At 61.6% G+C, this 13,759-nt stretch carries 11 protein-coding genes and 1 pseudogene; 6 read left to right on the top strand and 6 right to left on the bottom strand.

Translation table 11 applies throughout. The annotated features are described in order from the left end of the window. Positions 1-100: 100 nt before the first annotated feature. Positions 101-537: pseudogene (locus DCG74_RS37195) on the top strand (transposase). 105 nt (positions 538-642) lie between these two features. Here the strand turns inward: DCG74_RS37195 and DCG74_RS37190 are convergent. From DCG74_RS37190 to DCG74_RS37175, 4 genes are all read right to left on the bottom strand, one after another. After that, positions 643-1,737 (bottom strand): cysteine protease StiP domain-containing protein, encoded by a 1,095-nt coding sequence (locus DCG74_RS37190; RefSeq protein ID WP_172788358.1) that lies wholly within the window; start codon positions 1,735-1,737, stop codon positions 643-645. Beyond that, positions 1,727-2,476, bottom strand: a complete 750-nt coding sequence (locus DCG74_RS37185; RefSeq protein WP_028344164.1) for a hypothetical protein — start codon at positions 2,474-2,476, stop codon at positions 1,727-1,729. Before DCG74_RS37185 ends, DCG74_RS37190 begins: the two co-directional genes overlap by 11 nt. Continuing rightward, on the bottom strand, positions 2,473-3,696 hold the full coding sequence (locus tag DCG74_RS37180; RefSeq protein WP_210268480.1) for a phosphoribosyltransferase domain-containing protein: 1,224 nt from the start codon (positions 3,694-3,696) through the stop codon (positions 2,473-2,475). The genes DCG74_RS37185 and DCG74_RS37180 overlap by 4 nt, the downstream gene beginning before the upstream one ends. A 268-nt stretch (positions 3,697-3,964) precedes the next feature. Further along, the gene (locus tag DCG74_RS37175; protein ID WP_257187504.1) at positions 3,965-4,087 is read right to left on the bottom strand and encodes a hypothetical protein; all 123 of its coding nucleotides are present in this window, start codon (positions 4,085-4,087) and stop codon (positions 3,965-3,967) included. A gap of 524 nt (positions 4,088-4,611) precedes the next feature. On the opposite strand from DCG74_RS37175, the gene DCG74_RS37170 reads away from it, so the two are divergent. Next, on the top strand, positions 4,612-6,414 hold the full coding sequence (locus tag DCG74_RS37170) for an ABC transporter ATP-binding protein (RefSeq protein ID WP_172788357.1): 1,803 nt from the start codon (positions 4,612-4,614) through the stop codon (positions 6,412-6,414). Between the two features lie 930 nt (positions 6,415-7,344). Here the strand turns inward: DCG74_RS37170 and DCG74_RS37165 are convergent. Next, a complete protein-coding gene (locus DCG74_RS37165) occupies positions 7,345-7,563 on the bottom strand; it encodes a hypothetical protein (protein ID WP_172788356.1) in 219 nt (72 codons plus the stop codon). A gap of 90 nt (positions 7,564-7,653) precedes the next feature. On the opposite strand from DCG74_RS37165, the gene DCG74_RS37160 reads away from it, so the two are divergent. From DCG74_RS37160 to DCG74_RS39120, 3 genes are all read left to right on the top strand, one after another. Then, entirely contained in the window at positions 7,654-7,932 is a 279-nt protein-coding gene (locus DCG74_RS37160; protein WP_172788355.1) for a hypothetical protein, read from the top strand. Beyond that, the gene (locus DCG74_RS37155; protein ID WP_172788354.1) at positions 7,923-8,417 is read left to right on the top strand and encodes a hypothetical protein; all 495 of its coding nucleotides are present in this window, start codon (positions 7,923-7,925) and stop codon (positions 8,415-8,417) included. The genes DCG74_RS37160 and DCG74_RS37155 overlap by 10 nt, the downstream gene beginning before the upstream one ends. 1,591 nt (positions 8,418-10,008) lie before the next feature. Continuing rightward, positions 10,009-10,389 (top strand): DUF2188 domain-containing protein, encoded by a 381-nt coding sequence (locus DCG74_RS39120; protein WP_210268479.1) that lies wholly within the window; start codon positions 10,009-10,011, stop codon positions 10,387-10,389. 358 nt (positions 10,390-10,747) lie between these two features. Here DCG74_RS39120 and DCG74_RS37150 read toward each other — a convergent pair whose 3' ends face one another. Next, on the bottom strand, positions 10,748-11,839 hold the full coding sequence (locus DCG74_RS37150; protein ID WP_257187503.1) for a VCBS domain-containing protein: 1,092 nt from the start codon (positions 11,837-11,839) through the stop codon (positions 10,748-10,750). Between the two features lie 226 nt (positions 11,840-12,065). On the opposite strand from DCG74_RS37150, the gene DCG74_RS37145 reads away from it, so the two are divergent. Then, the gene (locus tag DCG74_RS37145) at positions 12,066-12,410 is read left to right on the top strand and encodes a hypothetical protein (protein WP_172787665.1); all 345 of its coding nucleotides are present in this window, start codon (positions 12,066-12,068) and stop codon (positions 12,408-12,410) included. Positions 12,411-13,759: the final 1,349 nt, after the last annotated feature.

Raw genomic sequence — 13,759 nt, 5'->3', positions numbered from 1 at the left:
ACATCATCGGGAATCCAGCGCATCGAGCCTACGTAGCCGAGGAGGCGTTGCGCTCCAAGAAAATGACGAGCGTAACCGGATTCGAGATCACCTGGGGGAGATGGTCCGCGGGACGGTGGAAGAGCCACTGAACGCGATGCTGGAGGCCGAAGCGGACGAGCTGTGCGGGGCTGGGCGGTATGAGCGCAGCCCGGCCCAGCAGGACACGCGGGCAGGCAGCTACGAGCGAACGCTGCACACGAAGGCGGGCGACTTCAATCTGAAGGTTTCGAGACGGCGATTATCGAGCGCTACCGAAGGCGGGAGAGCTCGGTCGAGGAGGCGCTGATCGAGATGTATCTGGCCGGGATTTCGGTTCGGCGGGTCGAAGACATCATGGAGGCGCGGTGGGGCACCCGGGTCAGCCCGAGCACAGTGTCGAATCTGAACAAGAAGATCTATACCAAGATCGAGGCGTGGCGGAATCGCAGGATCGAAGGCGAGCATCCGTATCTCTACCTCTACGGCATCGTGATGAAGCGCAGCTGGGGCTGGTGAGGGTCGCAACGTGTTGCTGCTGGTGGCCTCGGCGATCAATGCTGAGGGGTTCCGGAAGATCCTCGGCATCTGTGAAGGCGCCAAGGGCGAGGACGGAAACCCGGCTCATGCGTCGTCGCCCAGGCTACGGATAATTGCGACCGCGCGATACTGCGATTCCCCGCCCAGCGTATCGACCGGAATGGCATGCGCGGCGGCGAGATGGAGCAAGTGCCCCACATCGGCGTCCTCGAAATCGCGAACCAGCAGCCGTTCCGGCACCCGCCGCAGCAGGGCGCGCGTCGCTTCGGCTATGCCGGGCTTGATCCGGTTGCGGTCACGCGTTCCGCTTTCCGCCAGCAACTGCCGCATCATCGCCTCGCATTCCTGTTTCAGCGCCGCTCGGCGGGCGCCGTGCCCGTCTACCGGTTGCGGTATCGCCGCAGCGGCCAACGGCGCGATCGTGTCCACGAAGGCACGTGAGAGATCAGCACCGGCATATTGCGGGTAGGTGACACAGGCGTGGAAATCGCCCGGCCCCACCGACGCGGCGTTGAGGATCGAGCGACTGACCAGGCCCGAAACGATGCCGTTCAGCAAGCCCGAGGCGATCAGATAATCATCCGCCGTCGCGGCGATGTCTGCCTGTCCTGCAGGGTCAGCAATCACGGCTAAGTCCGGTGTGAAGCCGAATGGCGCATTGGTCAGGGCCGCGCGAAGTTCGCCGGCAATCGCCCCCTTGCCGGTCCAGCCATCGACAAACACCGCGTCGCGCGGATCGTGCCGGCCGGCGATATGCGCGAGCGCGACGCGGTCGACACCCCGATCGCGGATAATGCTGATTGAATAATGGGCTGCGCGATGTCCGTGCGCCCGCAAGGTCCGCGCGAGCAAGACGCCGATCGGCGTCCCCGCACGCGCCAGCGAGACGATTACCAGCTCGCGCCCCGGCCTGCGTGCGGCGAGCTGCGCAGCGAGGGTGGCGACATCCTGCGCCAGGCGGGCACCGTTCCGCGCAAGCGCGGCGTGATAGAGGGATAGATAGCTGTCGTCCGGCACCCTCTCCGGCGCGATCATCTCCGAATAGTGGTGGCGGCCGGACTGGATCGCCGCTTCCTTTTCGGCGACGGAAGTCGGGGCCATTACCACTGGCTTGAGCAGGAAGGTGACGTCGGCCGGGTCGTAGCTGCCCGAGAACGGGGGCGCGACCTCAGTCCGCATGGAACATGCCGCCGGCCAGCTGCGAACGGGTGGGCATCATGGCGAAATCGCAAAGGCCCATGAAGGGCGCATCGGTGCGGCTGTCGCCGATGCCGATTACCGGCGCATCAGGGAAGCGTGCGCGGAGGCCGGGTAGGATATATGCCACCGCATGGGCCTTGCCGAGATAGGGTGGCGTCAGCGCCACGTTGTTGCCGTTGCGGTGGTCCGTCCAGCCCTTGGGCAAGGACGGCACGGCAGCGTCGACCACCGCAAAAAGTGCCGCGGCATCCGCATCTTCATGCTTGGCCACGGTGTAGAGCGGCAGCGCGTCCTCGACCAGCACACGGGCGTTGACCGCGATGCCGCGGTCGCGCGCCCTGCGCCTGATCGCCTCCGCCAGGCCAGCAAGCTGCGACGCGAAGGGCGCGGCGCGGTCGGCGATCGTCGCAGCCCAGTCCATGTCGACCTGACCGCTGTCATCCAGCACGACGCCGCCATGCGCGCACACCGCTGCGCGGAATGGAATGCGCGCCCGCCGCAATGCGTCCAGGCTGCGGGCGGTGACGGGGACGAGATGCGTCGTATCGGCCAGCCATTCCAGGAACTGCATCTGCCGCGGGGTCGCATAGCTCAGCGGCGATCCGTCGCGCGCGAAGCCCAGCGGCGTCAACCGGTCGGCCGGCAAATCGGGCGGGCATTTGCGCAGCGTCTGGAACAGCGTGTCGTCCAGATCGACCAGGGCGATGGCACGCGTCATGCCGTCCAGCCGATCAGTTCGGCACGGAGAGCGGCAATCAGCCCGGGGTCGATTGTCGCCGCGCCGGTCTCATGCGCGATCCAGTTCGCGCGTCCATCGGCCCGGTCGGCATTGTAGAGGTAATTGGGCACGCCCGTTCCATAATTGTCGGCAAAGCGGAGCTTGGTCGCCATCGCGGCACCGGGGAGTGCGGGGCTTCGGCCGGTCGCCTGCACGACGACATCATGCCCTTCTTCTGCGAGGCGTTCCGCCAGCAGGAATGGGGGATAGGTGAACTCGCCGGTTCCGATGATCCGCAGTGGGCCGAGGATCTCGGGCACAGCGGTATCGGGTTCGGGCAAGACGGGCCGGTCGAGTCCCAGCCGACCGAAATTGCGATGCGTCGCCATGCGCCCGAGTGAAGCGGCAGCGGTGTCGAACGCGCTGTTGAGCACCGTCGTCGTCTCCTGCGTCCACTCCATGCGTCCGCGCAGCAGCGCCGCGATGCACGTGGGACGCGGCATGCGTGCTTGCCACGCCTTGCCGGCCGACCAGTCGGTCAGCGTCGCTACCGCCATCGCTTCGATCCGCGGCCAAGCAGTGGCGAGCGCCTGGGCGAGGTTGCAAAGGGTCGTTCCTGTCGAGATCTCGTCGTCGACCAATACCAGTGATCGCGGCTCCGGAAGCGCCGGCCTGTAGATCAGATGCGCGGAGGCGTGGCTGTGCGGTTCTTCGAAGCGGCACAGCAACGGATGATCCAGTTGCTGTCGCGTCGAATGCAGGAAGTGGATGTCGACCCGGCCCGTTGCGAGGCGAAATTCCTCGTGCACCGTCTGGGCAAGGCACACGGCGGTCTCGGCCAGGCCGACGACGAGCACCGGCCCCGGTAGATCGTCAGGAAGCCGCGCCGCGAGATCGCGGGCGCTCTGCCGCATCATCTGCGGCGTGGCGGGCAAATGGCGCCCTAGCACGCGGGATACGACCAGGAACCCCCGCCGCGGATTTTCGCGCGCCGCAAACGCGCAAAGGCTGTCCAGCGGCCAGGCTGCCTTGTCCACGGCGATATCGAGCCGGCCCGTAGCCAACTGGATCGACTGGGTCCTGTCGGCGGCGGTCAACATTCGCAGGTGACGCGAGCGATCATGTCGCGGGCTTGGCGGACCCACGTCTGCGCGGCCAAGCAGCCGCGCTTTGTGCGCCATCTGCGGCTCAATGCCAAACGAATCGAGGAAGCTGAGCATCAAGTACGCTCCACGTTGCTTGAGCGATAGCTCGCGATCCCCACAACGGCGATTGCAGGGTTTTGCGTTCTCGCCTCGGTGATGTTCGCAAAACGACGATCGGAAGGAAGGGTAAAGCGAGAGCGGATATTGAATTGAGGGTATGTCCCTCGGATTCGAGGGTGCATTTCAGCCGCATCTTTTACATCGAACCATGCGACGTACCTGCCGCCCCAAATTTCGATGATCTCCTTCAAAGGGCACGCTAGGCGCAGCTTTCTCTTGGTTATTATTTGCGCGCGTCTAGCCATTGATAAGCAATCCTGACGCTGTCGTCGTTTTCGTGGAGAACGTTTGCATGTTGATACCTGACGCGCTTTTTGGCGTCCGCAATTTCGGCGGCGGTCAGCACGATTGAAGGCTCCTCGGACATGCTTCGCGCCGACTGCTAATCAGTCTCGCGAGATTAGCTGTCACGGTTGTCCGGGGTTACTGTCAAGTCTGGTAGTAGTCGAGCCCTTCCAAGAACTTGACGGTAACCGTAGCTTTGATAGTTTCTCGCGTCACCGATGGTTCGCCAACCAACACGCTGAACTTCACCCCGTTTTCACTGGACACCCGCGTTAGCCGGAGGAGCTAGGCCTGGTCCTAGGCATACGCCTATGTCTGAGATGTTTTCGAAGGTGGAAGTCAACACCGGCGCTGCCGTGCTGGCGTCGGTTTACGATGGCTTCCACGGAACTTTCATCCAGCGCCGGTTGGAGGTTGGTACGCCAAGTGACACGGGTGGAGCAACGGACGATCGGCGGAGCTGGTCGACCCGATAGCGATTTCGCAATCGATGCGAAGAAGGAACCAACATATGGTCGCGTCTTTGCGCGGAGTTTCCATTTCAGCTTTCCTGGGATCGATCGCATGGATGCGATTGTATAGACCATGAGCCGTTTCCATATTGGCCCGCGCGTCGATGCTTTTCGCGACGTTCTCGCCTTCACTGGCAGCCACTGGAGCTGGCAGCCGGCCCGGGTCGCAATTATCATGATCGCGATGTTCGCCTGCACATTGGCTGACGTGCTGACGCCGCTCTATACGGGCCGGCTGGTCGACGCAGTTGCGAACGCAGCTGCAACGGAGGCCGTCGCATGGCATGCCGCGCTTGCCGCGTTCTACATGCTGGTTGGGCTCGCACTCGGAGCCATTGTTATGCGTCACGTTGCCTTCACCTGCATCATCGATCTGACGCTGAAGATGTTGTGCGGCATCTCGAGCGACGCATTTGATCGGGTCCAGCGCTTTTCGACCGATTGGCATGCCAACGGTTTCACCGGCTCGACGGTACGCCAGATCACGCGCGGCATGGGCGCGCTCGACCTATTGAACAGCACGATCCTCATCGCGTTGTTCCCCTCGCTCATCATGCTCATCGGTTCGGCCGTGCTGCTCGGTTGGCACTGGCCGATGATGGGCCTTATCATTGCCTGCGGCTCTCTCGCCTATGTCGGATTGACGATCACGTTATCACTCAGATATATCGCGCCGTCGGCGAGCCTTGCGAACAGCTGGGATAGCAGGCTTGGCGGCGCGCTCGCCGACGCGATCAGTTGCAACCCGGTGGTCAAAGGCTTCGCAGCCGAACAACGGGAAAACGAGCGCCTCGCAAAGGTCATCGCGAAGTGGCGACGTCGGATGCGTCGGAGCTGGGTGCGTGGAGCGATCAGCGGCACGATGCAAGGCGCAACTCTGCTCGCGCTCCGGGCGGCGGTGATCTGCTATGCCTTGCTTCTGTGCTCACGCGGCCAGGCAACCGCGGGCGATATCGCCCTGGTGCTTACCTCTTTCTTTGTGCTGCAGGGTTACCTGCGCGACGTGGGCATGCACGTCCGCAACGTGCAGCGCTCAGTGAATGATATGGAGGAGCTGGTCTATATCCAGAGCCAGCCGCTCGACATTGCTGATTGTCCCGAGGCTAAGCAGATCCGGATCATGAAGGGTCGCATCGATTTTAAGAAAGTCCATTTCCACTATGGAAATGATGGATTGCCGCTCTTCAGGGACTTCTCAGTGTCGATAAAGGCCGGCGAACGGGTCGGTCTGGTCGGCCCCTCCGGCTCCGGCAAGACCACATTTGTGAAGCTCATCCAGCGGCTTTACGACGTGAACGGCGGTCGGATCCAGATCGATGAGCAAGACATTTCGAAGGTGACGCAGGCTTCGCTGCGCTCTCAGATTGCGGTTGTGCAGCAGGAATGCCTCTTGTTCCACCGAACGCTAGCCGAGAACATAGCTTACGGCCAGCCGGGCGCCAGCCAGGCCGAGATTGAGGAGGCAGCACAACTCGCCAGCGCGCATGAATTCATCGCGCGCCTGCCGAAGGGTTATGGTACGCTGGTCGGTGAGCGCGGCATAAAGCTTTCCGGTGGCGAGCGCCAGCGGGTGGCGATCGCGCGCGCCTTCCTTGCGGACGCGCCGATTCTAATTCTGGACGAGGCAACCTCGAGCCTTGATACGGAGTCGGAAGTGCTGATCCAGAACGCGATGGAGCGGCTAATGGTCGGGCGCACCACGCTGATCATCGCGCACCGGCTCTCGACCGTGCGCGCGCTCGATCGGCTACTCGTCTTCGATCGCGGCCGTATCATCGAGGAGGGCGACCACGCCGCGCTAATTCATCTAAACAGCGGCATCTACCGCCGTCTTTTCGAGCGGCAGCGCTGGAGCGTGGCTAAGGAGCTGCTTTGAGGCCGATGCGAAGGGTCGGATGAGGCGTGATTCACTCGTTTTTGCGAGGGATCTCAACGGTTTTGTGAGGCGCGGCGACGGGCTCGTGAGTCAGCGGTATGAGCTCCCACGTCCGCGGTCATCAACGTGCGTGGCGGATCCTGCATCCACTATCGGCGCAACGCCTCGACGGCTCCGCTGGGATATCAAGGTGAGAGCCACGGAGAAAGTCCTCGATCTCGCGGCCGCTTCGCGACGGTCCGAGCAGCGGACGGCTCTGATCGTCGCGACTGTGCCACAGGATGAGCGTCAAAGGAACTCCTTGGTGCATTGAGGCGCGAAACTAACCATGGTGCAGCGGTTTCGCCCGATCCGCATCCCTGTGACGCTCGCTGCCTTCTTGGCGCATGTCGTGTTCCCGACTGTTCGATTGGTCGTGTTCGCAACGTGATGGTCGAGCGGCCCGCTGCACGTGCCCTGTCAAGCTGCAAATGCTGCGCGCGGTTGGCCCGAGGCTTGCGTCTCCTGCGTTCTCGGCAGCAGCAGTTGCTGACCGGCAAGAGTGCGAAAGGAGAAAGCATGGAAAGCGATGTATCAGCCTATGGCGTGAACGAATTGACGAAGCATGTGCGACTTCGGGAGGTCACGACGTGATGCCGCCCCACTGTCACCCCGGTGATTGGAACGTCCCAGGCTGCCCGGAGCTCAATAACTAAGCGCAAACATTTTGGCGAGCCGGTGAGCGGTACGCGATACCGTTCACCGTCTCATTTCAGTCCGATGAAATTACAGACGTAGTGCTTCGCCAAGCTTAAGAAAACGGCTCTGTCTCGGCTGCGGGGCCAAGGTGTCGCCGGTGTGCGGCGAGGCCCTTATTTGATCGGATGAATGAGTGCAAAACGGCTTTCCTTGGTATTCGGCGCAATTGCGAGTCTCTTCTCTCTCTCTCGTCTAGCCGAAGAACGGTATCCCTCCGGCGGCGAGCGGCTTGGTGACGACGTTGAGCGGATCGACGATGCGGCCAGCCGTGCCCGCGACCTTCGCGGACTTGCCTACGAGCCCCGGCAAGCGCGCCAGCGCGGTCTCGCCGCCCGTGAGCACGGTCGAGATGTCACCAAATACACCGGCAGGGTCTTCCGCCAGCGCGCGCTGTGAGCTGATCAGCGCCAAGCGGATCAAGGCCTACAAATTCGACACCCGGACTCTCGTTGACCTAGATTCCATCGATACCATGTTCGCCTCACTGCCGGAGATGTAGCAGTGGGGACTGCCATGATCCATGTGAGCTGGATAGATCGCGGCAGCGAGGCGACGCAGCCGCCGAACCCCGATTATCTGGACGGCGTCGACCTTGATCTGATGCGCGGCGCCAACCCGTTCTGCGAAACGCCGTTGCCGTATCCGGCGGAGCGCTGCGGCTATTACACCATCGTCTGCGACGTGTGCGGCTTCACCGCCATGATCACGACGGCAGGTAGGCCGGACGATCCGCCGAGCATCAAGCTCCCTTGCAAGCTGGAGCCGGTCAAATGGCGCTGACCGCATTCAAGCGCCTGCCGGTGTCAGCGAGCGGGTTCTATGTCCTTTGGTTCGTCGCGTGGATCGACAGAGAGCCCGATTTCCGTGTGATCGGTCCCGGCAAGCTCGCGCAGGCCGTCAATCGCAAGCTCTGCTGGGTTTGTGGCCAGCCGCTCGGTGTCTACAAGGCGTTCCCCATCGGGCCGATGTGCGCGATCAACCGCAACATCTCGGAGCCGCCGTCGCATTGGAAATGCGCCGAGTATGCGGTGCAGGCCTGTCCCTTCCTGTCGAACCCGCGCATGCGGCGCAACGAAAAGGATCTGCCGCCCGATCACTTCGAGCCTGCGGGCCACATGATCCGTCGCAATCCCGGGGTGATCGGCATCTGGGTGACCAAGACCTATAGCGCGGAGCGGGTCGGCCATTCCGGGCGTCCTCTTCCGGCTGGGCCATCCGGAGCGCGTCGGGTGCAATGCGCCTACATTCACCGGAGGAGGCTTTGATCTGCAAGAAGTCTCGCTTGAAGTCGTCCGCGGTCGGATTGGTCTCAGAAGGGAAGTACGACCCCGGCACCTGGCAAGTGTCTATCCTGACACTGCAAGGCCAAAATGGAGTACGTGTGCTCCCTCGCTGGGAAGCGTTTGATTGCCCCCCACATCCACGCTGTTGTGGAGCCGGGCCTTGCCCCCCTTGAGAATGGCGGAGTTCTCCTCGGCTGGCGCGCGGGGGAAGACCGGGTGGTAATCGACCTTCGCGGTCCCGGCCCGCACGCCCTTCATGGGCCGACACTGTTTCGTGCCTGATCACGCTTGGCATCTCGCAGAGATTCGGCGGGCTTTTCAGGATAGCGGGGGTGACGTTGATGCGATTGGCACTCGCATCCTGGTGGCGTCGCGGCAATGAGCGATCTGGACTCGGCTACGCTGCGGCGCATTGCTCGCCGCGTGTCTCATGCTGATCGTGGCAGGCAGCGAGATCAATCAAGACTGGTCAGCGCGTTGTTGGAAAGGGCGCATTGATGGGCGATTTCCGAGGCGCCGCTTGGAGGCACAACCACAGGAGCTAAAATTGTTCGATCCGCCACACGGTTGGGCAACCGTCCGTCACGATGTGTCAGCCGACGCTTACTTGGCGTGTAAGTTGCCGGCGAGCCCAACGCCTACCAGCCGAAGAAGCTGACGCCCTGAAGCGCGGTCGATAGGGCAGAGTGTGATTTTCGAGGTCAAGGCCGAACATGGCTGATGTGCGGATTGACACGTCGCAGTGGGAGGGCGAGTACGGGAAGAAGCCAAGTGGACGCCGCTATTGGCGCTTCCGGATCGTCTCGCCCCGTACTACGGTCAAAGAATATGAGTTAGGACGGATTTCCCCGCCGCGCGCATGCTGGCGTGGTCGCCACTCGAGGGCGCGATCGCGCCGGCTGAGGTGCTGCGAACGCAGTGTATACCTGACACGCAGATCGGCATGCGTTGGCAAGACCTTGAACTGTCTGCCATCGACCGTGGCGAGAAAAGCATGGCGATCACCCGTCCCGAAGCCCCATCCGGCGCCTGATCGAGCTGGGCCTGAAAGTGCACCCCAAGTGAGGCCAAGTGAACCTCATAGTTGAGGAGCTCGTCGCGAGGGATGAGCCACCGACCGAAGTCGTCGCTTTCCGCCATAGCGGCGTCAAATGGAATGAGACTGAGACGCCGCGCCAAGTCGCGATGGCCTGATACGAACGCTTGCCGCTGGCTTGCCTGCGGCAAGCAGGCGCGGCGCGGCAATCCGCTGCTTCCTTGAACTCACGACCACGGAAGATACAGCGCGGCGAACAGCACCAGGACGATTAGAATGCACGCCCACGCAATTGCTAGCGCCTTATCCATCGGCCGACTCCCCCGATCTCCTCGGCCGCCCGCCTGTCTGAGCGGTCCTCGGCAAGCCGACGCGCGCTTCAGGTCCACCATCGTGGCGATGAGCCTGCTACACAAATGTGTCCTGCAAGAGGCCAGCTCGGCCCCCATCCAATCCGGTAGTTGAGGCGACCGCGTCAGGTTGCAAACTCCCTCCCGGCGTGGACACGCGTTTCCAGAACCTGGGGAGAAAGACCTTATGGTTCGTATTCAACATATCGTCACACTCCACAATGACGAATGGAGGGTTTTCGTAAATGGCAAGCACTCCGCCCCATACGCTACTCAAAAAGAGGCAATCCGCGCCGCGGTCGATGCCGCCCACGTGGACGGAAAGGCAGGGCACGACGCTCAGGTTCTGGTTCAAGCGAAAACCACCAATTTAGAATCGAGTGGACATATGGCCACGACCCATACCCACCAGCCGGCTAATCGCGGACGACATATGGGATCGGCGCCGACCAATCCTGGTAGGTTGCCTTGCAGTTCTTCTCCGCGATACTTGGTAGTACCCTTTGGGAGTTCAGCCTCTCAGCGGGCCGAGGTGGCCAGCCTTGCTACCTACGAGGGCGACGGCTGATGGTAGGGACAGTGCTTTCGGGGGCGTGAGCGCCGAATCACGTCCGCGCTGGCCGTTTTTCTCAGCTTTGATGGCGCGGCCGTCCATACATCGACGATCAGCCGCGCCCGTTGGCGAGCCCCGGGCTAGCCCCCAAAGTAGTCGATTGGCCTTCGCATAGCTTTCGCGCCCGCATAGGTTGAGCATAAACGCCCCCTGAGCACAAAAGGCTGGAGCATTTCCAATGAACATCGATCTCGCGGCGGTGCTTACTAAATTTCAGAACATCTCGCCCGGTGCATTTGTCAAGCTCGATATCTCGATTGAAGGCGGATCATTCGGCATTTTTGTAGAGGAGGCCGCGGCAATCAGGGCATGGTTACCTTTCCCGCCACGCCACCTGCTGGCCGGCGGTGAGCTCGTTATGGGCGCCATTGCCGGTGTAGCTCCAGGCGCCGTTGGCATCGATCGTGAAGTCGCCGTAGGTCCCGGGAACATTGCTCTGCGCTACGACATGGGCCTGACCCGTGTCGGGATCCACAATCGTCAGCTGGCCGCTCGTGTTAAGTGCGGCGCCGGCATTGCCCTCGGTAATGGACTTCGCCTCGGATGAGACCGTGGCCGCATCGTTGGTGCCGGTGATCGTGACCGTCACCGTCTGGGTAGCTGTCGAGCCGTGACCGTCCTCGATCGTCACCACGAAGCTCTCGGTGACGGTCTGGCCCGCGGCGAGGTATTGCGCAGCCGCGTTGTTCAAATTGTAGTGCCACTGCACCGCGCCGTTGGCGGCATTGGCCGCCTCGTTGACGGGATCGAGCGAGAAAGTGCCGAGCGAAGTCGTGTTGGAAGAGGCTGCCGCGAACGAGGCCGAATGCGTGTCGCTGAGATCGGCGTCGTTGAAGCTGATAGTGCCGGCCGCGCTCTGCGAATCCGAGAGATCCGGTGTGGCATTCGCGTCTTCTACCACCGAGCCGCTCTGTGGACTTGATGTGGCGAAGACCGAATCGTTTGCGCCGTTGAACTGGAGTGTCACCGTCGCCCAGCTGAGCGTGCCATTGCCCAGTTGGATTGCGTAGGTGAATGTGTCAGTCAACATTTGCCCGACCGCCAGCGCCTGAAGCTGAGCGTTGATGTCGCCCTTGTCGTAATGAACGGTGCCGTCCGACTCGATCCAGATGCGGGCACCGAGCGCGCTGCGGTCACGGGTTCCAGCCATGCCGGCGGCGTCACTGCTGTACGCCACGTCCTTGACCAGCAGGTCAGCAGGTGCGTAGCTCTTGGTGGACGCGGAGGCGCTCGTGCCGTCGTCCAGCGAAAACAGCGTCTTGGCCGCGCCCCCGAGGTCATTTGCCAGCACGTTCAAGATGAGAATGTCGCTGGCCTCTTCCGTAAACGAGAAAATGTCCGAGTTAGCTTGCGGAGTATTGCCGAACGAAACCGTGCTGCCGCCGCCCGTTGTCTGCGTCGCCATAGCTCAAATCCTCTGGGTGATGCGCCGCCCGCATTCACGGACCGGCAGAAATTGCACAATTGCGCGGGGATGATCGCCCGTTGGCTTGCCTATGCTGTTGAAGAAAAATGCCCAGCTGCTTAGGATGCCTACCGTCCTGCTCAGCGCTTCGAAAATGTGCCAAGAGAACACGTGCCGCTCAACTCCGCTCGAGGCTAGAGTCGCTCCGAGCCCGCGAGCGGATGTCGTGCGCACGGTCGCGCACCTGACAGCCGCCATGTTTGCAAACCGCAAACTTGGCTGGATCGAAGGATTGCAAATTGACGAAGAAGAATTCGAAACTGCCCGAGCCCCGCCGGACATTGCTACAAAATGCGTGCACGTCATTCGCAACCCTCGTCTGCCAATGCCGAGCAGAGAGCGTCGCCGCAAAATCAATTCACGCAAAACCGATAGCGCTCGCTCGGAGGGTGTTACGTCCACCAGCGACCATCGATCAATTGCTGCCAAGCTGCGTGAAAAGATCTGGAGCGGTATCCCCCTTGCCCATCGTGATCGGTGCTTGGCCGGCCACGTCTTGGCAATTTACTGATTCTGCAATATTCGCGGCTTCAGAAGCGACGACCGTGACTAGGAAGCGCCACGATCATTCAATCTCGATTAAATCGAACCTATTTTGAATTAAAGCCACTGTCCATTTATTTATCTCTTGATTTTTTTGATTAATGCATCAAATTAATGACAATAAGGCTTTTGCGCTCCTCCTTGCGAGGCCGACACCGGAGTTCTACGGCTTGTCTCCCAGATGCTTTCGGTTCGCGATCTTTGCTTCGCTGCGACGCGTCGCCAACCAGCCAGACCGGGGTGATCACAACGCTTGAACTAACGCGGCGGCGAGACCGGCCGCCTATTCAGGATCGCGCGTTAGCTCCGACTTTCATTCGACGTTGCACTTCGGAACACCGCAACGAGTCGATCGCCTTCCCAAAGCTCAACGTCGTGCTCGTCATGCATTTGCTCGGCTCGGCGCCTCGCCGTCTGCTCGTCAATGCAGTCGAGCTTGGCAGCGCAGATCACTTGCCGGCTGCCGTCCACCACGAACACCTTGTACCGCATGATGCAGTCCGATCCAAAAGGGTGATCATCATCGTACCCGAATGTCCGGTTAAGGCAGTGCCAAACTAAGTGCGACGCAACGGAATCATTGTACGTGTGGCGGTTCGGCTATACCCATGCCTGGAGGCACGGCCATAGCGCAGTGAAGACATCGACGAGAATCTCAAGCGCGCGATGGCCCGTCTAGTCGCGATACCCTCTGAAGTGCCGCCTGACCGCATCCCACGCCCGAAGAGCTGGAAGGACGACGACGACGAAAAGAACTCTGATTGCAACCGGCGTCATCTCGCGCTTCAGAAGTGGTGGGTCGTGATCGTCCGAGCGACCGGCCGTCCTGTTGATCATCACCGGAGATGGAATTCCTGCGCGCCGAGTAGGTGCCGGTCTGCGCGAGGGCAGGACAGCTACAACGAACAGAACGTTCACCAGCAGCCAAATTCCTACCATGAGAAGGAAAGTACGCACGAGAACGACCATCGTTGATCTAATCTGCAGAGCTTACTCTGCCTCGTACCCGGCACGCAGCCGGCAACACAGCGTTCGCGGACGGAGCCGCTTCACCGCAGCCGGCACGTTTAGCATCCGCCGATGCCGTTGGGCCCTGAGCGCTTCGCGAGCGTCCACGATCGTTCGCAGCCTAGTCCGGCGCAACACTCGCGTCTGTGCGCTTTCGGACATTCAGCGCCCTTCAGGTATGCTAGTTCTATGCATCATCGGGCGAGCGCCGGACTGAGATGGCTCATCAGCCACGACTGCCGTCCTCAGGCCGCAATCCCTGAACAGGGGCCGGATCATGGAGCATGGCTAAATATCGCAGCACGAGGG

Origin of the sequence: Bradyrhizobium sp. WBAH42 (assembly GCF_024585265.1) — a bacterium.
Lineage (GTDB): Bacteria > Pseudomonadota > Alphaproteobacteria > Rhizobiales > Xanthobacteraceae > Bradyrhizobium.
Note: the sequence above shows the minus strand (reverse complement) of the source record. Positions and strands in the feature narration are given on the sequence as shown.

Coding starts and splice junctions, on each gene's coding strand:
- DCG74_RS37150 (WP_257187503.1), bottom strand. CDS start 11,839: ATGGCGACGCAGACAACGGGCGGCGGCAGCACGGTTTCGTTCGGCAAT.
- DCG74_RS37185 (WP_028344164.1), bottom strand. CDS start 2,476: ATGACGCGTGCCATCGCCCTGGTCGATCTGGACGACACGCTGTTCCAG.
- DCG74_RS39120 (WP_210268479.1), top strand. CDS start 10,009: ATGGTTCGTATTCAACATATCGTCACACTCCACAATGACGAATGGAGG.
- DCG74_RS37155 (WP_172788354.1), top strand. CDS start 7,923: ATGGCGCTGACCGCATTCAAGCGCCTGCCGGTGTCAGCGAGCGGGTTC.
- DCG74_RS37190 (WP_172788358.1), bottom strand. CDS start 1,737: ATGCGGACTGAGGTCGCGCCCCCGTTCTCGGGCAGCTACGACCCGGCC.
- DCG74_RS37180 (WP_210268480.1), bottom strand. CDS start 3,696: ATGCTCAGCTTCCTCGATTCGTTTGGCATTGAGCCGCAGATGGCGCAC.
- DCG74_RS37170 (WP_172788357.1), top strand. CDS start 4,612: ATGAGCCGTTTCCATATTGGCCCGCGCGTCGATGCTTTTCGCGACGTT.